13 protein-coding genes are annotated in these 19,859 nt (G+C 67.1%); 9 read left to right on the top strand and 4 right to left on the bottom strand.

All coding sequences use genetic code 11. The features are described 5' to 3' along the window. Positions 1 to 88 precede the first annotated feature (88 nt). The 3 genes from ACQY76_RS15625 (at position 89) to ACQY76_RS15635 (ending at position 5,173) form a co-directional block, all read left to right on the top strand. On the top strand, positions 89 to 2,293 hold the full coding sequence (locus tag ACQY76_RS15625; protein ID WP_428033030.1) for an RNA degradosome polyphosphate kinase: 2,205 nt from the start codon (positions 89 to 91) through the stop codon (positions 2,291 to 2,293). A gap of 4 nt (positions 2,294 to 2,297) precedes the next feature. Continuing rightward, complete coding sequence (locus ACQY76_RS15630) at positions 2,298 to 3,815, top strand: exopolyphosphatase (RefSeq protein ID WP_428029648.1); 1,518 nt, start codon at positions 2,298 to 2,300, stop codon at positions 3,813 to 3,815. 188 nt (positions 3,816 to 4,003) lie between these two features. Further along, on the top strand, positions 4,004 to 5,173 hold the full coding sequence (locus ACQY76_RS15635; RefSeq protein ID WP_428029649.1) for a hypothetical protein: 1,170 nt from the start codon (positions 4,004 to 4,006) through the stop codon (positions 5,171 to 5,173). A gap of 31 nt (positions 5,174 to 5,204) precedes the next feature. Here ACQY76_RS15635 and rnd read toward each other — a convergent pair whose 3' ends face one another. Beyond that, on the bottom strand, positions 5,205 to 6,383 hold the full coding sequence (rnd, locus tag ACQY76_RS15640) for a ribonuclease D (protein WP_428029650.1): 1,179 nt from the start codon (positions 6,381 to 6,383) through the stop codon (positions 5,205 to 5,207). Between the two features lie 138 nt (positions 6,384 to 6,521). Here rnd and ACQY76_RS15645 point away from each other — a divergent pair, with 138 nt between their 5' ends. Further along, positions 6,522 to 6,992: a DUF992 domain-containing protein gene (locus ACQY76_RS15645; RefSeq protein WP_428029651.1), complete on the top strand. Its 471-nt coding sequence runs from the start codon at positions 6,522 to 6,524 to the stop codon at positions 6,990 to 6,992. Positions 6,993 to 7,156: 164 nt separating this feature from the next. Next, positions 7,157 to 8,929, top strand: coding sequence for an aspartate--tRNA ligase (aspS, locus tag ACQY76_RS15650; RefSeq protein ID WP_428029652.1), 1,773 nt, complete (start codon positions 7,157 to 7,159; stop codon positions 8,927 to 8,929). Between the two features lie 75 nt (positions 8,930 to 9,004). On the opposite strand, the gene ACQY76_RS15655 is transcribed toward aspS, so the two are convergent. Next, positions 9,005 to 10,999: a hypothetical protein gene (locus tag ACQY76_RS15655; RefSeq protein ID WP_428029653.1), complete on the bottom strand. Its 1,995-nt coding sequence runs from the start codon at positions 10,997 to 10,999 to the stop codon at positions 9,005 to 9,007. 172 nt (positions 11,000 to 11,171) lie between these two features. On the opposite strand from ACQY76_RS15655, the gene ACQY76_RS15660 reads away from it, so the two are divergent. The 4 genes from ACQY76_RS15660 to ACQY76_RS15675 all read left to right on the top strand — a co-directional run bounded on the left by ACQY76_RS15660 (position 11,172) and on the right by ACQY76_RS15675 (position 14,842). Next, complete coding sequence (locus tag ACQY76_RS15660; protein WP_428029654.1) at positions 11,172 to 13,451, top strand: NADP-dependent malic enzyme; 2,280 nt, start codon at positions 11,172 to 11,174, stop codon at positions 13,449 to 13,451. A 115-nt stretch (positions 13,452 to 13,566) separates the two neighbouring features. Beyond that, positions 13,567 to 13,884, top strand: coding sequence for a glycine zipper domain-containing protein (locus ACQY76_RS15665; RefSeq protein ID WP_428029655.1), 318 nt, complete (start codon positions 13,567 to 13,569; stop codon positions 13,882 to 13,884). Positions 13,885 to 14,130: 246 nt separating this feature from the next. Next, the gene (locus tag ACQY76_RS15670; RefSeq protein WP_131834841.1) at positions 14,131 to 14,343 is read left to right on the top strand and encodes a cold-shock protein; all 213 of its coding nucleotides are present in this window, start codon (positions 14,131 to 14,133) and stop codon (positions 14,341 to 14,343) included. A 283-nt stretch (positions 14,344 to 14,626) separates the two neighbouring features. Next, positions 14,627 to 14,842 carry a cold-shock protein gene (locus ACQY76_RS15675; RefSeq protein WP_131834842.1) on the top strand — a complete coding sequence of 72 codons (216 nt, stop codon included), beginning with the start codon at positions 14,627 to 14,629 and terminating at the stop codon, positions 14,840 to 14,842. A 144-nt stretch (positions 14,843 to 14,986) separates the two neighbouring features. Here the strand turns inward: ACQY76_RS15675 and ACQY76_RS15680 are convergent, their stop codons facing one another. Beyond that, positions 14,987 to 15,529 carry a GNAT family N-acetyltransferase gene (locus ACQY76_RS15680; protein ID WP_428029656.1) on the bottom strand — a complete coding sequence of 181 codons (543 nt, stop codon included), beginning with the start codon at positions 15,527 to 15,529 and terminating at the stop codon, positions 14,987 to 14,989. A gap of 86 nt (positions 15,530 to 15,615) precedes the next feature. Then, positions 15,616 to 19,326, bottom strand: a complete 3,711-nt coding sequence (locus ACQY76_RS15685) for a vitamin B12-dependent ribonucleotide reductase (protein WP_428029657.1) — start codon at positions 19,324 to 19,326, stop codon at positions 15,616 to 15,618. Positions 19,327 to 19,859: the final 533 nt, after the last annotated feature.

Consider the following 19,859-nt stretch of genomic DNA (forward strand, 5'->3'; position numbering starts at 1 on the left):
CAGCCGTCATGATGCCCGGCGACCTTCGCGCCGGACGAAGCGGGCCCCCCGCGAGAAGGATGGAGTGGCGACGGTGAGCGAGACGGAAATGCAGGTCGAGCAGGTTGGCGAACTGACCGAAATGCCCATTCAGGCGACCGTGCCGCCCCGTCCGCTCGAAGACGAGCTGATGAATTCGCCGGAGCGCTTCATCAATCGTGAGCTTTCCTGGCTGCAGTTCAACCGCCGCGTTCTGGAGGAAGCCTCCAACACCGAGCACCCGATGCTGGAGCAACTCCGCTTCCTCTCCATCTCGGCGAACAATCTGGACGAGTTCTTCATGGTCCGCGTCGCCGGCCTGAAGGAACAGGTGCGCGAGGGCTATACGGCGCGCAGCCCGGACGGGTTGAACCCGATCGAGCAGCTTTCGCGGATCGGCGTGGCGGCGGCCGAACTCGCCGAGGACCAGCAGGCCCGCTGGCGCGGGCTGCGCCAGTCCCTCGTCGGCTGCGGCATCGTCATGGTCGACGGCCCCGATGTCGAGAAGGCCGACAGGGCGGTGCTCGACGATTTCTTCCTCGCCCATGTGTTCCCGGTGCTGACGCCGCTCGCCATCGATCCGGCGCATCCCTTCCCGTTCATTCCCAATCTCGGCTTCTCGCTGGCGCTGCAGCTGTCGCGCATTCATGACGGGCGTTCGATGAACGCGCTCATCCGCGTGCCGGCCAAGATCGACCGCTTCATCCGCCTGCCGGATGGTGAAGGCGGCGTGCAGCGCTTCATCACCCTCGAGCAGATGATCGGCCTGTTCATCGGCCGGCTGTTCCCGGGCTATCAGGTGAAGGGCCAGGGCGGCTTCCGCGTCATCCGCGACAGCGACCTGGAAGTGGAGGAAGAGGCCGAGGACCTGATGCGCCAGTTCGAGACGGCGCTGAAGCGCCGCCGGCTGGGGCAGGTCATCCGCCTCGAGATCGACGCCTCCATGCCGGAAGAACTGCGCAACTTCGTCCGCCGCGAACTCGGCGTGATGGAGGACGAGATCTTCCTCGTCGACGGCGTGCTGGCGCTGAACGAGTTCAGCCAGCTGGTCGGCGTCGACCGGCCGGACCTCAAGTTCAAGGCGTATAATCCGCGCTTCCCCGAGCGCATCCGCGACCATGCCGGTGACTGCTTCGCGGCGATCCGCGAGAAGGACCTCGTCGTCCACCACCCCTATGAATCCTTCGACGTGGTGGTGCAGTTCCTGCGGCAGGCGGCGCGCGACCCCAATGTCGTCGCCATCAAGCAGACGCTCTACCGCACCTCCTCCGACAGCCCGATCATCAAGGCGCTGGCCGAGGCGGCGGAGGCCGGCAAGTCGGTCACCGCGCTGGTCGAGCTGAAGGCGCGCTTCGACGAAGAGGCCAATATACGCTGGGCGCGCGACCTCGAGCGGGCCGGCGTGCAGGTGGTGTTCGGGTTCCTGGAGCTGAAGACCCACGCCAAGCTCTCGCTTGTGGTGCGCCGCGAGGGCGGGGCGCTGGCGAGCTACTGCCATGTCGGCACGGGCAATTATCACCCGATCACCGCGCGAATCTATACCGACCTGTCCTTCTTCACCGCCGACCCGGCGATCGGCCGCGACATCGCCCGCATCTTCAACTTCATCACCGGCTATGCCGAGCCGGTGGGGCTGGAGAAGCTGGCGATTGCCCCGCTGACGCTCAAGAAGAACATCCTCGAACATATTGACGGCGAGATCGAATTCGCCAAGGCGGGCAAGCCGGCGGCGATCTGGCTGAAGATGAACTCGCTGGTCGACCCGATGATCATCGACGCGCTCTACCGCGCCAGCCAGAGCGGCGTGCCGGTGGAGGTGATCGTGCGCGGCATCTGCTGCCTGCGACCGGGCGTCTCCGGCCTGTCGGAGAACATCCGCGTCAAGTCGATCGTCGGCCGCTTCCTGGAGCATGAGCGGGTCTACGCCTTCGGCAACGGCCACGGGCTGCCCCATGCGGGAGCGGCGATCTACATCTCCTCGGCCGACCTGATGCCGCGCAATCTCGACCGCCGCGTCGAATCGCTGTGCCCGATCACCAACCCGACCGTGCACATGCAGATTCTCGACCAGATCATGGTCGCCAACCTGCAGGACAACCAGCAGAGCTGGCGCGTGTTGCCCGATGGCTCGTCAGAACGCATAGTGCCCGGCGAGGGCGAGGAAAAGTTCAACGCCCAACAGTATTTCATGACAAATCCGAGCCTGTCGGGACGTGGCAAGTCGCTCAAGGAATCGTCGCCTCGCAACCTCCTGCGCCGTCGCGAGCGGACGTGAGCGCATGAGCGAAGCCTTGCGTGATGCCGGACACGGCCTGTTGTCCAGCATGTCGGTTGCCGTCATCGACATCGGCTCGAATTCGGTCCGCCTCGTCGTGTATGAGCGGATCTCCCGCAGCCCGACGCCGATCTTCAACGAGAAAGCGTCCTGTGGCCTCGGCCGGGAAGTGCTGACAACCGGGCAGCTCAACCCCGACGCGGTGGAGAAGGCGCTGGCGGCGCTGCGGCGCTTCCGCGTGCTGTGCGACCGCATGGGCGTGGGCAAGGTCTATGTGCTGGCCACGGCGGCGGCGCGCGACGCCTCCAACGGGCCGGACTTCGTGGACGCCTGCGCGACGATCTGCCGGACCGAGGTGGAGGTGCTGTCGGGCAAGCGCGAGGCGCAGCTCTCGGCCCTCGGCATTCTCTCGGGTGTGCATCACGCCAACGGCGTTGTGGGCGATCTTGGCGGAGGCTCGCTGGAATTCGCCGATCTGCACGGCCAGCGCATCGGTAGCGGCGTGACCTTCCCGCTCGGCGGCCTCGCCTTGCAGGACACGTCCGGCCGCTCGCTCAAGAAGGCCGACAAGATCGTCAAGGACCTGCTGGCGAAGGAGCCGCACCTCGAACATCTGAAGGGCCGCACCTTCTACGCCGTCGGCGGCACCTGGCGCGCGCTGGCGCGGCTGCACATGTTCCAGCGCGGCTACCCGCTGCATGTGATGCACGGCTATGTCATTCCCGCCCGCGAGGCGCTGGAATTCTGCCGGCTGGTGCGCCGGGTGCCGATCGACACGCTCTCGCGCATCGACACGGTGTCGGATGTGCGCCGGCCGCTGCTGCCCTATGGCGCGCTGGTGCTCGAACACATCATCCGCATCGGCAAGCCGGCCAATATCTTTGTCTCGGCGCAGGGCGTGCGCGAGGGGCTGCTCTACGAACTGCTCGAACCTGCCGAGCGCAAGAACGATCCGCTGATCACCGCGACAGCGGAACTGAACGAGGTCCGCTCGCGCTCCCCGGCCCATGGCTGGGAGCTGATCGACTGGACCGACCAGTTCATGAAGCGCACCGGCATCGACGAGAGCACCGAGGAGAAGCGGCTGCGCCATGCCGCCTGCCTGCTCTCGGACATCAGCTGGCGGGCGCATCCCGATTATCGCGGCGAGCAGAGCCTGAACCTCATCGCCCATGCGTCGTTCATCGGGGTGGACCATCCCGGCCGCGCCTTCCTGGCGCTCGCCATCTATTACCGGCATATGGGTCTGGTCGACGAGGACCTGTCGCCCCGCATCCGTGAACTGGTCTCCGCACGGCTGCTCGACCGTGCGCGCATTCTCGGCGCGGCGATGCGGGTGGGCTATATCCTCTCCGCCGCCATGCCGGGCACGCTGCCGCTGACCCCGCTCACCGTTGACCGCGGCAAGCTGGCGCTGCAATTGCGCGGCGAACTCGCGCCATTGAGCGGCGACCGCATCGCCAACCGCCTGCGCTCGCTGGCCCGTCTCATCGGCCGCGAATCCGTGGTGCTGGCCGGCTGATACGACGGAGGCGCGACCCCGACGCGCCTCTGGATTCGGCGATGCGAGCCCGCTAGAAGAGCCGGCATTGCGCAAAAGTGCGTCGGCGGGGGCCGCTTCAGTTGTTTCACTCCAACGATGATGCGGCGCCTGAGCCGGGCGGCGGCCGGCCTGTCTCTGTGCTGATGCTGGCGCTGGCGGCGCGGCACATGTCCAGCTGCCGGCTTCCCGCTGCCTTCGCGGCGGCCGGGGCGCGCGTCGGGGTGCTGGCGACCGCTGAGAGCCTGATGTGCAAGACCCGCCATATGGCGGTGCGCTTTCCGCTTTCCGACACGCTGAACGCGCGGCGCCTGCTGGCCGAGCTCGAAGACGCGGTGGCGCGCTTCACCCCGGACCTGCTGGTGCCGTGCGACGAGCAGGCGCTGTGGTTTCTCGAGCATTGCCGCGCGCATGCCGGCCGTGTCGGCCTGGCGAGAGTGTCGGCCGGTCTGCAAGCCTGCCTGACGCGCTCGCTCGGCCGGCTCGACACGCTGCCCCAGCGCACCATCAAGCCGTTGACGCAGCAACTCGCCCGCGAGCTCGGCCTGCGTGCGCCGCGTGACATCGAGGCTTTCACACCGGGAGAGGCGCGCGCGGCAGCGCGGCAACTCGGCTTTCCCGTGGTGGTGAAGCGCCCCCGCAGCTGCGGCGGCAGCGGGGTGCGCATCTGCCGAACCCTTGAGGAACTCGACGCGGCATGCGCCCAATGGATGCGGCCGAGATCGCTGCGGCGCCGCCTGAAGGCGCGGCTGCTGGAGCGGGGCTGGATGGAGCCGTCCACCCATGTGAGCGTGCAGCCCTATGTGGAGGGCAAACTGGCGGTGACCTGCGCCGCTGCATGGGAAGGGCGCACGCTCGGCGTGCTGGCGGCGATGGCGGAACGGCAGGCCCGCGACATACTGCCGGCCGACGTGCTGCGCTACACGGACCGCCGCGATCTCATCGAGACGTCAGCGAAGATGGTGGCGGCGTTCGGGGCGACGGGCTTCGTCTCGTTCGACTTCCTGATCGACAGCCAGAACGAGGCCTGGCTGCTCGAATGCAACGCCCGGCCGACGCCGATCCTGCCGTTCGGTCCTCGGGCTGGGCTGGACCTCGCCCGGCTGTTTCTCGAAGCGATAGCGGGAGAAGATGCGCGACTGCGCGACAAGGACATTGCCACGGTGAGCGAGCCGGCGCGTGTCGCGCTGTTTCCGCAAGCGCTCATTCCCGGCGCGCCGGATGCCGAACTGCGCGCGACCTGGCACGGCGTGCCGTGGGACGACCCGCATCTGCTGCGCGCGCTGCTGGTGCGCCTGCGCACGGCGCGGCAGCATCAGGCCCGGCAGAACGCGGCCTAGCCGGCGCGGCGCGAGGTGCCGGCGGGAGGGCTCAGCCTTCCAGGGCCGCGCCGTCGCCCGCGTTGCGTTCCAGCGCGATGACGCGACCGCGCTGCATCGCCAGCGCCAGCCGGCCGGACTTCAGCGCCAGCGCGCGGTCCCCGAACAGCTCGCGCCGCCAGCCGTGCAGCGCGCCGATATCGGGCGCGTCCTCGGAGGCGATGCGCTCCAGATCGTCCACCGTGGCGATGACCTTGGCGGCGACGCCGTGCTGCTCGGAGGTCATGCGCAGCAGCACCTTCAGCAGTTCCACCGTCGCGGAGGCACCGTTGGACAGCGGCTTGTCGCGGTCGATGCGCGGCAGCGTCTTGGGGTCGCGGGCAAGGCCCGCCTTCACCGCCTCCACGATCATCTCGCCGGCGCGGGAGCGTTCGAACCCCTTGGGGATGGCGCGCAGCTGGCCGAGCTTCTCGATGGACGTCGGGTGCTGCGAGGCGATTTCGCCGATCACGTCGTCCTTCAGGATGCGCGAGCGCGGCGTGTCGCGCGCCTGCGCCTCGCGCTCGCGCCAGGCCGCCACTTCCATCAGCACGGCGAGGTCCTTGGGCTTGCGTGCGCGCGAGCGCAGCCGCTCCCAGGCGCGCTCGGGCTCCTGGCGATAGGTGTCCGGCGAGGTGAGCACCGCCATCTCCTCGCCGACCCATTCGGCGCGGCCGCGCTTCTTCAGGTCGGCGTCGAGCTTGAGGAACACGTCGCGCAGATGCGTCACGTCGGCTTCCGCATACGCCACCTGTGCCGTGGACAGCGGGCGGCGCGACCAATCGGTGAAGCGCAGCGACTTGTCGAGGATCTCGCCGGTGAGCCGCTGCACCAGCTGGTCGTAGGAGATGGAATCGCCATGGCCGAGCACCATGGCGGCGACCTGGGTGTCGAACACCGGGTGCGGGATGATGCCGGCGAGGTGCCACACGATCTCGATGTCCTGCCGGCCGGCGTGGAACACCTTCAGCACGTTGGTGTCCGACATCAGCGCGAACAGCGGCGCGAGATCGATGCCCTCCGCCAGCGCGTCGACCACCAGCGCCTCGTCGAGACTGGCGAGTTGCACCACGCAGAGCTTCGGCCAGAAGGTGGTCTCGCGCAGAAACTCGGTGTCGATCGTGATGAACGGATGGCGGGCGAGTCTTTCGCAGGCCGCGGCGAGGTCGTCTGTGGTGGTGATCATGTTCATGTCGATTTTTACATATCGGAGTCGCGGCGCCGTTTCGACCCCGAAATCATGCCGCAATTGCGCGGAAGGATGAACCGCACGCGGCGTCGAGTCGCAATGCCTTACCGGCGGCACCGCCGCCACCTCTGGGGGATATCCATGAAACACGCCGTCTTCGCTCTCGCCACCACCGCGCTGGCGCTTTCCTTCGTGCCGGCATCCGCCGCCGACCGGGTGAAGGCCGGTGTGCTGGTGTGCAATGCCGGCGCCAGCATCGGCATGCTGATCGAGTCGAAGCAGGAGCTCAGCTGCACCTATACCCCGGCCGATAACGGCCCGGAGCAGCGCTATGCCGGCACCCTCCAGAACATCGGCGTCGAGCTGGGCGTGACCGGCGGCGGCGTGCTCACCTGGGGCGTGCTGGCGCTGACCAATTCGGTGGCGCCCGGCGCGCTCGCCGGCCCCTATGCCGGCGTGACCGGCGACGTGGCGCTCGGCGTCGGGGTCGGCGCGAACGTGCTGGTCGGTTCCGACCAGTCGTTCGCGCTCAACCCGATCTCGGTCGAGGGCAATGTCGGGGCGTCGCTGGCGCTCGGCGTCGGCGGCCTGAAGCTGCGCTACGTGCCCTGATCCCTCTCGGAGGCGGCGGACCCCGGCGATGCGCCGGGCCGTCTCTTCTTGACAAAGCCGAGCCTCGCATGCACCCCTCCGCGCGCCCCGCGTGAGGGGTGTTTTGCTATGTTCCGCCACGTCGTTCACCCACGTCTCGGCGGCACCAACTCCGGGAAGACGCCATGCACCGTTATCGCTCGCACACCTGTGGCGCCCTTCGCGCCAGCGATGTCGGCTCCACCGCGCGCCTTTCCGGCTGGTGCCACCGCATCCGCGACCATGGCGGCGTGCTGTTCATCGACCTGCGCGACCATTACGGCCTTACGCAGGTGGTGGTCGATCCCGACAGCCCGGCCTTCAAGCTGGCCGAGAGCGTGCGGGCGGAATGGGTGATCCGGGTGGATGGCCGCGTGCGCTCGCGCCCCGCCGGCACCGAGAACCCCGAGCTGCCGACCGGGCAGGTGGAGATGTACGCCACCGAGATCGAGGTGCTGGGCCCCGCCGCCGAGCTGCCCATGCCGGTGTTCGGCGATGTCGAGTACCCCGAGGAGACGCGGCTGCGCTACCGCTTCCTCGATCTGCGCCGCGAGAAGCTGCACAAGAACATCATGACGCGCGGCGCCATCGTCGATGCCATGCGCGCCAGGATGAAGGGGCAGGGCTTCTTCGAGTTCCAGACGCCCATCCTCACCGCCTCCTCGCCGGAAGGCGCCCGCGACTTCCTCGTGCCCTCGCGCCTGCATCCCGGCAAGTTCTACGCCCTGCCGCAGGCGCCGCAGCAGTACAAGCAGCTCATCATGATGAGCGGCTTCGACCGCTATTTCCAGATTGCCCCCTGCTTCCGCGACGAGGATCCGCGCGCCGACCGCCTGCCGGGCGAGTTCTACCAGCTCGACCTGGAGATGAGCTTCGTCGAGCAGGACGACATCTTCGCCGCCGTCGAGCCGGTCATCACCGGCGTGTTCGAGCAGTTCGCCGACGGCAAGCCCGTCACCAAGAACTGGCCGCGCATCCCCTACGCAACCTCGATGCAGAAATACGGCACCGACAAGCCCGACCTTCGCAACCCGATCGAGATGCAGGACGTGTCCGAGCATTTTCGCGGCTCGGGCTTCAAGGTCTTCGCGCGCATGCTGGAAGACCCGAAGAACCAGGTCTGGGCGATCCCCGGCACCGGCGGCGGCTCCCGCGCCTTCTGCGACCGCATGAATAGTTGGGCGCAGGGCGAGGGCCAGCCGGGGCTCGGCTACATCATGTGGCGTGAAGGTGGGGAGGGTGCCGGCCCGCTCGCCAACAATATCGGCCCGGAGCGCACCGAGGCGATCCGCGCGCAGCTCGGCCTTGGCGCCGGCGATGCCGCCTTCTTCGTCGCCGGCGACCCTTCGAAGTTCGTCCGCTTCGCCGGCCTGGCCCGCACCCGCGTCGGCGAGGAGCTGAAGCTGGTCGACCATGACCGGTTCGAGCTGGCGTGGATCGTCGACTTCCCGTTCTACGAGTGGAGCGAGGACGACAGACGAGTCGACTTCTCGCACAACCCGTTCTCCATGCCGCAGGGCGGGCTGGAGGCGCTGAACACGCAGGACCCGCTGACCATCAAGGCGTTCCAGTACGACATCGCCTGCAACGGCTTCGAGATCGCCTCCGGCGGCATCCGCAACCATCGTCCCGAGGCGATGGTGAAGGCGTTCGAGATTGCCGGCTATGACGAGGCGACGGTGCAGGAGCGCTTCGGCGGCCTCTACCGGGCCTTCCAGTATGGCGCGCCGCCGCATGGCGGCATGGCGGCGGGTGTCGACCGCATCGTGATGTTGCTGTGCGGCACCACGAACCTGCGCGAGATCTCGATCTTCCCGATGAACCAGCAGGCGCAGGACATTCTGATGGGCGCGCCGAACGAGGCGAGCCCGAAGCAGCTGCGCGAGCTGCACATCCGCACCAACCTGCCGGAGAAATAGCCGGACCGGACGGCGCGAATAAAAAAAGGGGCGGCCGGTGGCCGCCCTTTTCTGTGTGAATTGACGCCCAGCGCGTCAGGGCTTGTCGAGCGTCTCGACGTTCACGTCGTCGACCACGGCGAGCGGGTCCTCGCCCCTCAACGTCTCCATGATCATCGTCACCGGCAGCGGCTCGTAGCGCGGCGTGATGCGCAGGGCGAGCGTGCTCATCGGCTTCTGGACGAAGGCAACGAAGGCTTCCACCGCCGGCCCGAGTTCCGGCCGGTCCGATACAGCCTGCGCCAGCAGCAGGTCGGCGAAGCCGGCGAAGAGCTGGCGGATTTCCTCGGGCTTGATTCCCTGTTCCTTTGCCGCCTCTTCCAGCTTCTGCTGGTAGAGGCCGGAATCGGTGACGGAAAGCTCAAGCGCGCCGAGATTCACCTCGGCGGCTCCCGCCAGCGCTTCGTCCGGCTGGGTGGAGAACACCGAGTCGTCCACCGCATCCAGCGTGAGCTTGGCGTTGAACGAAAAGGCGTCGGAGACTTCGACATAGGCGGGGTCGACCACCACGGTGTTTTCGGTCTCGTTCCACGCCGCGCCGAAATCCATGGCGACGCTGGCCCGGTCCACCTGTCCGGGCACCATCACAAACGCCGAGTTGCCCTTGTTCACCATGGCGGTGGGGCCGCTCATGCGCAGCGTGGCGGAAATGCGGGTCGGCAGCGCGTCCGGCTCGGCCGTCCAGGTGAGGGCGAATCTGTCGATGTTGAGCGGCGAGCCTTGCTCGGTCGGGGTCACGACATTGTCGATCTCGATCGACTCGATGGTGTTGAAGAAGGGCGCCGGCCAACGGGCGATGTCCTTGGGGGATTCCGCTGCGTCGGCGATGAGCGCCATCAGCGTGCCGGCCTTGAGCCCGGACAACTGGAACCTGCCCATCTGGAACCCGTCGCCGCCGGGTCCCTTGCCCGTCACCTTTTCCAGCGTGATGTTCTCCATCCGCCCGCCTTCGATCGCGCCAACCGCAAAAGAGCCGAAGCCGAAGGCGATGCCGCCGGGGGCCGTGCCCTCCACACCCTCCACGGCGAGGCCGCCGATGCGTACGCCCTCGTCATAGACGGAGGCGGCCATTCGGAAGAACTGCGCCGTCTCCTTGGGCGGAGCCTCCGTTCCCTCCTGCTGCAGCTTCATCAGCTGCCTTCCGGCGTCGCCCAATTCCTCCACCGGGATGGCGGAGGGCCGGATCGCAATGTCCTTCATCGACAAATGCGCCACGCGATACGTCACGCCGCTGCCCATGACGAAGTCGTAGCCATCGATCGACAAGGAATCGTGGATCGTGATGAACCCGTCGCTGGCCTGGCGCTGTTCGGGATCGAACAGGATCAGCATGCCCGCGACGTCGAAGCCCTTGACGTCGATCCGACCCACCGTGCCCCGGCCGGAGAGTTCAGGCTCGCCGCTGATGACCAGGCGCGAGGGCTCCGCAGTCATGGTGGCGAAGCGTCCATTGGCCAGCCCCTCGAGCCGAATGGCGCCGTTGGTTTCCTCATTCTTGACCAGCGTTTCCCCGGTGCCGCTGCTGCCGGTGCCCGTCGAGGCCGGGATGTCGATGCGTTCCGCGGAGATCTTCCGGAAGAACTCGAGCGCGATCTGCGACGGACTGCCGTCGACCGGCGCCTGGGCGGGAAACTCCATGGCGGCAATATCGACACGGGGAGCGTTGTAGCGCGTAATCCCGGGGGTGCTGAGCCCCGCCGGGATGTCCATTGTGAGATCGCCGATCTCCGCCGTGCGGGCGAAGACGCGGCCCGAATCGCGCTGCTCGACCCCGTTTGCCACCAGCGAGCCGATCTTGAGAATGCCCTTGCCCGGGCCGGTGAGCGACAGGTCGTGCAGCTCGAACCGTCCGGCGAACAGGTCGTAGCGGACATCGCCGACGCTTCCCTCGGCGCCGCCGCCCCGCAGCGTGGCAAGCGCCGAGTCCACCTCGCTTCGGGCGAGATAATTGACGTAGTGCGTGAGGCCGAAATAGCCGCCGACGCCGATGACGAGGAGGGCTAGCAGAGCGACGAGAAACGGCTTGCGCATGCGAGGCTGACCTGGGGACTTGCCTTGGTGGCTGATGAGGCCGGGGGGCATGCCGGCCGATGCCGCACCTTAAACCAACCGCCCAAAGACGAGCATCAGAAAATGGGAAAGGCGTTGTGTGCCGGAGCAGAATCCCTATGCTCCCGCGCCAAGCTCCGGGGAAGGAAACACAATGGCCTCTTACATCTCCGACGATCTGCGCTCTGGCGCAATGTTCTATCACCGCCATCCGCGTCCCGGTAAGCTTGAGATCCAGCCGACCAAGCCGCTTGCCAACCAGCGCGATCTCGCTCTGGCCTACACGCCGGGCGTCGCCGCCGTCTGCGAGGCGATTGCCGCCGACACGTCGCTGGTGGCGGAGCTGACCGCCCGGCAGAACCTCGTCGCCGTGGTGACCAACGGCACCGCCGTGCTCGGCCTCGGCAATATCGGTCCGGAAGCCTCCAAGCCGGTGATGGAAGGCAAGGCGGTCCTGTTCAAGAAATTCGCCGGCATCGACGTGTTCGACATCGAGATCAACGCGCTCGAGCCGGACCATGTGGTGAGCGTGGTGGCGGCGCTGGAGCCGACCTTCGGCGGCATCAACCTCGAAGACATCAAGGCACCCGAGTGTTTCGAGATCGAGACCCGGCTGCGCGAGATCATGAAGATCCCGGTGTTCCACGACGACCAGCACGGCACGGCGATCATCGTCGTGGCGGCCATCGTCAATGCGCTGTTCCTTGGCGGCAAGAAGCTGGAAGACGTGAAGATCGTCACGTCAGGCGCCGGCGCGGCCGCCATCGCCACGCTGAACCTGCTGCGCTCTATGGGCGCGAAGCTGGAGAACATCTGGGTCACGGACATCGAGGGCGTGGTCTATGAGGGCCGCGAGAAGCTGATGGACCCCTATAAGGGGGTGTTCGCCCAGAAGACCGAGCAGCGCACCCTCGCCGAGGTGATCGCCGGCGCCGACATCTTCATCGGCCTTTCCGCCGGCGGCGTGCTGAAGCCGGAGATGCTGGCGGCGATGGCCGAGCGCCCACTGATCATGGCGCTCGCCAACCCGACACCGGAAATCATGCCCGACCTCGCTCGTGAGGCGCGCCCGGATGCGATGATCTGCACCGGCCGCTCGGACTTTCCCAACCAGGTCAACAATGTCCTGTGCTTCCCGTTCATCTTCCGCGGCGCGCTCGATGCCGGCGCGACGACGATCAACGAAGAGATGAAGGTCGCGGCGGTGAATGCGATCGCCGAGCTGGCGCGCGAGACGCCGTCCGACGTCGTCGCCCGCGCCTATGGCGGCGAGACGCCGGTGTTCGGCCCGGCCTCGCTGATTCCCTCGCCCTTCGACCCGCGCCTCATCCTGCGCATCGCCCCGGCGGTGGCCAAGGCGGCGATGGAATCGGGCGTGGCCAAGCAGCCGATCGCCGATTTCGACGCCTATCAGGAGCAGCTCGACCGCTTCGTCTTCCGCTCCGGCCTGGTGATGAAGCCGATCTTCGCCCTCGCCAAGCAGGCGCCCAAGCGCGTCATCTACGCCGAGGGCGAGGATGAGCGCATCCTGCGCGCGGCGCAGGTGGTGGTGGAAGAGGGGCTCGCCCGCCCCATCCTCATCGGCCGCCCCTCGGTCATCGAGACCCGGCTGCAGCGTTTCGGCCTGTCCATCCGCCCCGGCCGCGAGTTCGACCTCATCAACCCCGAGGACGATCCGCGCTACCGCGATTACGTGACGACCTATGTCGAGCGCTCCGGCCGGCGCGGCGTGACGCCCGAGCTCGCCCGCACGCTGGTGCGCACGACGCCGACGGTGATCGCGGCAATTGCCGTGGTGCGCGGCGATGCCGACACCATGCTGTGCGGCGTCGAGGGCCGCTTTACCCGCCATCTCCGACACATCCGCACCATCATCGGCCTTGCGCCGGGGGTGCGCGACGTGGCGGCGCTGTCCATGCTGCTGACCCAGAAGGGTGCCTTCTTCCTCTGCGACACCCAGGTGCAGAACGAGCCCAGCGCCGAGGACCTCTCCGAGATGGCGCAGCTCGCCGCCGCCCATGTGCGCCGCTTCGGTATCGAGCCGAAGGTGGCGCTGCTCTCGCATTCCGACTTCGGCAGCCGCGACGATGGCAGCGCGGAGAAGATGCGCCGCACTCTCGACCTCATCCTGCAGCGCGCCCCCGACCTGATGGTCGATGGCGAGATGGAGGGTGACAGCGCGCTGGTGCCGGAAATGCGCGAGCGCGTGCTGCCGGGTTCGCGCCTGCAGGGGGTGGCCAACATCCTGGTGATGCCGAATCTCGACGCCGCCAATATCGGCTACCAGATGGTGAAGGTGTTCGGCGACGCGCTCCCCGTCGGCCCGATCCTGCTCGGCCCGGCGCGGCCGGCGCATGTGCTCACGCCCTCGGTGACGGCGCGCGGCATCGTCAACATGACCGCTATCGCGGTGGTGGAAGCGCAGCACGCCTGAGCTGCCCAATGCCGGGGCGCGCGCTGACCGGCGCGCGCTTCTGGTCTAATCTAGGCCGACATACCGACCTGCGCGGTGCCTTCCGCTCCCGCCGGCGAAGCGGGAGACCACCGACATGACGATGCGCTGGATGATCGCCGCCACTGTCGCGGGGCTGATGCTGTGGGCGACCCCGCCGGTCTCCGCCCAGAACAGCACCGCGCGCGGCGCCATTGTCGGCGGTGTCGCCGGTGCGGCCATTGGCGGTGCGACGACCGGCACGGCGGGCGGCGCGGCCGCAGGGGCGGCCATCGGCGCCGGCACGGGCGCCGTGATCGGCTCCAACCGCAGCCGCCGCGCGCGGTCCTATTATTTCCAGCGCGGCGGACGCTGCTATCTGCGCCAGAGCAATGGCCGGGTGGTGCGCGTGGACCGTCGGCGCTGCTGGCGCTGACGCGGCTGCCGGCCGCAGCGTCTCCGCGAGAGCTGCCCCTGCGTCATTTTTCCGCCGCGCGCGGCATTGCGCCCGAAATGCGGCAGAATTTGCCGTGGAAATGACACATTTCTAACCAAGCTGTGCTCAGCGTGAACATGGCCGGACGGCTGCCCGTTGGGCGGCGCGGAACGGCGGGGTTCGGCGCAATTCGGCGGGCTCCGCAGGAGGTCGCCGGTGGCTCACTGGTCTCGAAGGTTGTCTCTGATGGCGGATACCGGCACGGTTAAGTGGTTCAACGAGCAGAAGGGCTATGGCTTCATCCAGCCCGATAATGGCGGCAAGGACGTGTTCGTCCACATCAGCGCGGTCCAGCGCTCGGGCCTGCAGAGCCTGCGCGACGGCGACAAGGTCTCCTTCGATCTGCAAACCGACCAGCGCTCGGGCAAGACCTCGGCGGTGGATCTTCGGCCGCTCTGATGCGGACGTTTGATTGAAATCGGACGGTTTCGTCCGATTAGATCCAATACAATGTCGTCGTTCTCCCGGGGGACGGCGACATTTATGCTGGCCAGGCGACCGCGATACCGCTGGCACCTCTTGCAAACACGGCCATTCGCGGTAGTCTCGCTAACAGACTTTGGCTGGACTCAGGACCGTTTCACCTGGCTGCGGGTGCACGGTCAGCTTTTCTTCCAAGTTCGACCGAACGGCGGGGCCGTGCCTGCGCCGATGTGCAACCTCGATACGTGAGACTATCCTAATGTCGACCCAGACCGGCACCGTGAAGTGGTTCAACGAGCAGAAGGGCTACGGTTTCATTCAGCCCGATGGCGCTGGCAAGGACGTGTTCGTCCACATCAGCGCGGTACAGCGTTCGGGCCTGCAGGGCCTGCGTGACGGCGAGAAGGTGTCCTTCGAGCTGCAGACCGATCAGCGCTCCGGCAAGGACTCGGCGGTCAATCTCCGCGTCGGCTGATCCAGACGCCGGCACCTTGCCGGCTTCCGCGTGAACAATGGAAAGCCGCTGGCCCCCGCCGGCGGCTTTCTTTTTGCGCGGGGCAGGGTGCCTCCGGCGCTCCCAGAGCCTCGCCTGCGGCCGACGCGCTCGGTGCGAGGCAGGTCAGTCCCCGGTTGCGGTGCCGCCGCGCGGCCGCTCCAGCAGCACCATCGGATGGCCGTTATAGAGCCCGTCGGCGCTGTGGCGGAAGCCGAGCGTGCCGGCGACATGCAGCGAGGCGGCGTGGGTGGGCTCGATCATGCAGGTGATGCGCGTTTCGGCCCGGTGCGCGTCCGCCCAGCCGAGCGCGGCGGCCATCGCCTCCTGCGCATAGCCCTTGCCCTGCGCGGCGCCGGCGAACACCCAGCCCGCCTCCATCGTGCCCTCGATGGAAGGAGAGAGGGCGCGCCGGAAATCATGAAAGCCAGCCTCGCCGATGAAGGCACCGCTGGCGCGCTCCTCCACCGCGAAGGCGCCAAAGCCGAGAAACTGCCAGAGCCCGGGATGGCGCAGGAACCGGCTCCACGCCGCCTCCCGCGAGAACGGCGCCCCGCCGATGAACCGCACCACCGCCGGCTCCGCCCACATCGCCGCATAGGCGTTGAAATCCTCGGCCCGGTGCGGGCGCAGGGTAAGGCGGGCGGTGGTGAGGGTGGGGGGAATCATGCGTGCCGTGATGTTGTCGTTTCCAACGAAAGCGGCCGGGAGTGACCCCGGCCGCATCTCATCTACGAATACCCTCGTGCGCCCCCTCAGCTGCAGCCCGTCGTCGAGCCGCAGGTCTCGCACTTCAGGCAGGTGCCGTTGCGCACCATGGTGAAGTTCTGGCACTCGGGGCAGGATTCGCCCTCATAGCCCTTGGCGCGGGCCATGGCGCGGGCTTCCGCCTTGCTCGGGCCGGTGGCCGCCACCGGGGTGGGGGCGGACCAGGGGAGGGCGTCGGTGCTGCCGAGCTCCATCTCCTCGTCGTCCATCGGCTCGGCCTTGAGCGCGGTGGCGCCCTGGATGCCGCCACGCAGCGCCGTCACGTTGGACGCCGAGGTGGTGGGCAGGGTCGTGCCGGCCGGCACCACCATCAGGCTCACATTCTTGCCGCGCATCAGCCCCTTGGAGACCATGCGCGAGGCCGCCGAATTCGGCGAGGCCTTGCCCTCGTCCACGCCCTTGCCCAGCGCGTCGAAATTCGACTCGCTCGCCTCGACATGGCCGAGCTCGTTGCGCCCGAGATAGGACACCGCAAGCTCGCGGAAGATGTAGTCGAGGATCGAGGTGGCGTACTTGATCACCTCATTGCCCTGCACCGGGCCGGCGGGCTCGAAGCGGGTGAAGGTGAAGGCGTCGACATACTCCTCCAGCGGCACGCCGTACTGGAGGCCCAGCGACACCGAGATGGCGAAGTTGTTGATGAAGGAGCGCAGCGCCGCGCCTTCCTTGTGCATGTCGATGAAGATCTCGCCGAGGCGGCCATCATCATATTCGCCGGTGCGCAGATACACTTTGTGGCCGCCGACCACGGCCTTCTGGGTGTAGCCCTTGCGGCGGTCAGGCATCTTTTCGCGGTCGCGCATGGCGACGACGCGCTCGACGATCTTCTCCACCACCTTCTCGGTGATGTGGGTGGCGCGGGCGGCGGCGGGCTTCTCCAGCAGCGCCTCGACCGCGTCTTCCTCGTCATCCTCGTCGGAGATAAGCTGCGAGTTCAGCGGCTGGGAGAGCTTGGAGCCGTCGCGGTAGAGCGCGTTGGCCTTCAGCGCCAGGCGCCAGGAGAGCAGATACGCCTCCTTGCAGTCCTCGACGGTCGCCTCGTTCGGCATGTTGATGGTCTTGGAGATCGCGCCCGAGAGGAAGGGCTGCGCCGCCGCCATCATCAGGATGTGGCTGACCACCGAGAGGTAGCGCTTGCCGATGCGCCCGCACGGATTGGCGCAGTCGAAGACCGGATAGTGCTCGGTCTTCAGGAAGGGCGCGCCCTCCAGCGTCATCGCCCCGCAGACATGGATGTTCGCGGCCTCGACGTCCTTTCTCGAGAAGCCGAGGAAGGAGAGCAGGTCGAAGGACGGATCGGCCAGCTTGTCGGCCGGCACCCCGAGCTTGGCCAGCGCCTCGTCGCCCAGCGTCCAGCGGTTGAACACGAACTTGATGTCGAACGCCGCCTTCACGCTGCCGTCGATCTTCGACAGCATGGCGTCGTCGAAGCCCTTGGTGCGCAGCGTCGAATGGTTAATCGCCGGCGCCTGGGTGATGGAGCCGTGGCCGACCGCATAGGCCTCGATCTCGGCGAGCTGGCTCTCGGAATAGCCGAGCGTGCGCAGCGCCTCCGGCACGGCGCGGTTGATGATCTTGAAATAGCCGCCGCCGGCCAGCTTCTTGAACTTCACCAGCGCGAAATCGGGCTCGATGCCGGTGGTGTCGCAGTCCATCACCAGGCCGATCGTGCCGGTGGGCGCGAGCAGCGTGGTCTGGGCGTTGCGGTAGCCGTGTTCCTCGCCCAGCGACAGGGCGAGGTCCCAGGTCGCCTTGGCGCGCTCGACGAGCCGCTGCTCGGGCACCTTGGCGTGGTCGAGCGGCACCGGGTTGGTGCTCAGCCCCTCATAGCCCTCGCGCTCGCCATAAGCGGCGCGCCGGTGGTTGCGCATGACGCGCAGCATGGGGACGGCATTGGGCTCGTATTCCGGGAACGGGCCGAGCTCCTTGGCCATCTCGGCCGAGGTGGCATAGGCGACGCCGGTCATGATGGCGGTGAGCGCGCCGCAATAGGCGCGGCCGGCGTCCGAATCATAGGGAATGCCGGAGGTCATCAGCAGGCCGCCGATGTTGGCGTAGCCGAGGCCCAGCGTGCGGTAGTTGAAGGAGAGCTGGGCAATTTCCTTGGAGGGGAACTGCGCCATCAGGATCGAGATTTCGAGCACCACCGTCCACAGGCGGCAGGCATGCTCGTAGCTCTCGACATCGAACGTGCCGTCCGCGTTGCGGAACTGCAGCAGGTTCAGCGAGGCGAGGTTGCACGCCGTGTCGTCGAGGAACATGTATTCCGAGCACGGGTTCGACGCGCGGATCGGGCCGCCGGCCGGGCTGGTGTGCCAGTCATTGATGGTGGTGTGGAACTGGATGCCGGGATCGGCGCAGGCCCAGGCCGCGTGGCCGATCTTCTCCCAAAGGTCGCTGGCCTTCAGCGTCTTGGTCACCTTGCCGGTGATGCGCGAGGTCAGGTTCCAGTCGGCATCCGCCTCGACGGCGTTCAGGAAGGCGTCGTCGACGCGCACCGAATTGTTCGAGTTCTGGCCGGAGACGGTGAGATAGGCCTCCGAATCCCAATCGGTGTCGTAGATCGGGAACTCGATGTCGGTGTAGCCCTGCTTGGCGAACTGGACGACGCGGCGGATGTAGTTCTCCGGCACCTGTGCCTTCTTGGCGGCGCGGATTTCGCGCTTCAGGGCGGGGTTCTTTTCCGGGTCGTAGCAATCGTCGCCGTCGCCCTCGCAGTTCACGCAGGCCTTCATCACGGCCTTCATGTGCCTGGCGACGGTCTTGGAGCCGGTGACGAGAGCGGCGACCTTCTGCTCCTCCTTCACCTTCCAGTCGACATAGGTCTCGATATCGGGATGGTCGACATCGACCACCACCATCTTGGCGGCGCGCCGCGTGGTGCCGCCCGACTTGATGGCGCCCGCCGCGCGGTCGCCGATCTTCAGGAAGGACATCAGGCCGGAAGAGCGGCCGCCGCCGGAGAGCTTTTCGCCCTCGCCGCGCAGGGCCGAGAAGTTGGAGCCGGTGCCCGAGCCATATTTGAACAGGCGCGCCTCGCGGACCCACAGGTCCATGATGCCGCCCTCGTTCACCAGATCGTCGGAGACCGACTGGATGAAGCAGGCATGCGGCTGCGGGTGCTCATAGGAGGTCGCCGAGCGGGTAAGCTCGCGGGTGGCGTAGTCGACATAGAAATGACCCTGGCTCGGGCCGTCGATGCCATAGGCCCAGTGCAGGCCGGTGTTGAACCATTGCGGCGAGTTCGGCGCGGCCATCTGCATGGCCAGCATGTAGCGGTGCTCGTCGAAGAAGGCCTGCGCGTCCTCTTCCGAATCGAAATAGCCGCCCTTCCAGCCCCAATAGGTCCAGGTGCCGGCCAGACGGTCGAAGACCTGCCGGGAATCGGTCTCGCCGATCACGCGTTCCTTCTCGGGCAGCGCGGCGAGCGCCTTCTCGTCGGCAACGCCGCGCCAGAGGAAGGACGGAACGGTTTCTTCCTCGGCCTTCTTCAGCCGCGCGGGCACGCCCGCCTTGCGGAAATATTTCTGGGCGATGATGTCGGTGGCGACCTGCGAGAAATGCTCGGGCACGTCGATGGATTCGAGGCGGAACACCACCGACCCGTCGGGATTGCGAATCTCGCTCGTCGCCTTGCGGAACGCGATGTCCGCATAGGGTGAACGGCCGGCCTGTGTGTAACGGCGCTCGATGCGCATTCTGGTTCGTCCCCGGTTCGCGGCGGACCTGTCCGCGGCCCGCTGATCGACATTCAAAGCCTCGGACCCTGCGTCCGCACAGCTGTCATCCCGGAATCGGGCCACCGCGAGGGCCGCGCCGTTCCGTTGTGTTCTTGGCACGCACAAACGCCTCGCCGGAGGTCGATACCGGCGATGGAGCCCGCTTCAATCTGGATTGTGCCGGCTGCGAAAACTACGCTGCGTCCGACGGCGCCAAACTGGCCGACTCCCTCTTACGCGTCAACCTTATGTCACAAACTCTAGTGTGGAGTATGTGAAAAAACTCTAAATGTAGATGGTAATTCCAAGGCCCCCTTGCCAGAGGCGAAGCGTTATCGAGCGGGGATTCGCGCCCTAAGTCCAGCGCGAATACGTGATGCCGGGAGACGCGGTGAACAGCGGGGATGACGGGCAACATGTGCGTCTCCGCAATCCCGTTTTGGCGGAGGGGCCGCCTCGATTGACCCTTGGGCATCTGGACAGGGAGGGGCGCGGCGCTCAAATGGCGTGCT

Origin of the sequence: Ancylobacter sp. (genome assembly GCF_965279025.1) — a bacterium.
GTDB lineage: Bacteria > Pseudomonadota > Alphaproteobacteria > Rhizobiales > Xanthobacteraceae > Ancylobacter.

Excerpts from the sequence above, each read along its gene's own strand:
- ACQY76_RS15625 (WP_428033030.1), top strand. The coding sequence starts at position 89 with ATGCAGGTCGAGCAGGTTGGCGAACTGACCGAAATGCCCATTCAGGCG.
- ACQY76_RS15680 (WP_428029656.1), bottom strand. The coding sequence starts at position 15,529 with ATGATTCCCCCCACCCTCACCACCGCCCGCCTTACCCTGCGCCCGCAC.
- ACQY76_RS15665 (WP_428029655.1), top strand. The coding sequence starts at position 13,567 with ATGACGATGCGCTGGATGATCGCCGCCACTGTCGCGGGGCTGATGCTG.
- ACQY76_RS15645 (WP_428029651.1), top strand. The coding sequence starts at position 6,522 with ATGAAACACGCCGTCTTCGCTCTCGCCACCACCGCGCTGGCGCTTTCC.
- ACQY76_RS15630 (WP_428029648.1), top strand. The coding sequence starts at position 2,298 with ATGAGCGAAGCCTTGCGTGATGCCGGACACGGCCTGTTGTCCAGCATG.
- rnd (WP_428029650.1), bottom strand. The coding sequence starts at position 6,383 with ATGAACATGATCACCACCACAGACGACCTCGCCGCGGCCTGCGAAAGA.
- ACQY76_RS15675 (WP_131834842.1), top strand. The coding sequence starts at position 14,627 with ATGTCGACCCAGACCGGCACCGTGAAGTGGTTCAACGAGCAGAAGGGC.
- ACQY76_RS15635 (WP_428029649.1), top strand. The coding sequence starts at position 4,004 with ATGTCCAGCTGCCGGCTTCCCGCTGCCTTCGCGGCGGCCGGGGCGCGC.
- ACQY76_RS15655 (WP_428029653.1), bottom strand. The coding sequence starts at position 10,999 with ATGCGCAAGCCGTTTCTCGTCGCTCTGCTAGCCCTCCTCGTCATCGGC.
- ACQY76_RS15685 (WP_428029657.1), bottom strand. The coding sequence starts at position 19,326 with ATGCGCATCGAGCGCCGTTACACACAGGCCGGCCGTTCACCCTATGCG.
- aspS (WP_428029652.1), top strand. The coding sequence starts at position 7,157 with ATGCACCGTTATCGCTCGCACACCTGTGGCGCCCTTCGCGCCAGCGAT.
- ACQY76_RS15660 (WP_428029654.1), top strand. The coding sequence starts at position 11,172 with ATGGCCTCTTACATCTCCGACGATCTGCGCTCTGGCGCAATGTTCTAT.
- ACQY76_RS15670 (WP_131834841.1), top strand. The coding sequence starts at position 14,131 with ATGGCGGATACCGGCACGGTTAAGTGGTTCAACGAGCAGAAGGGCTAT.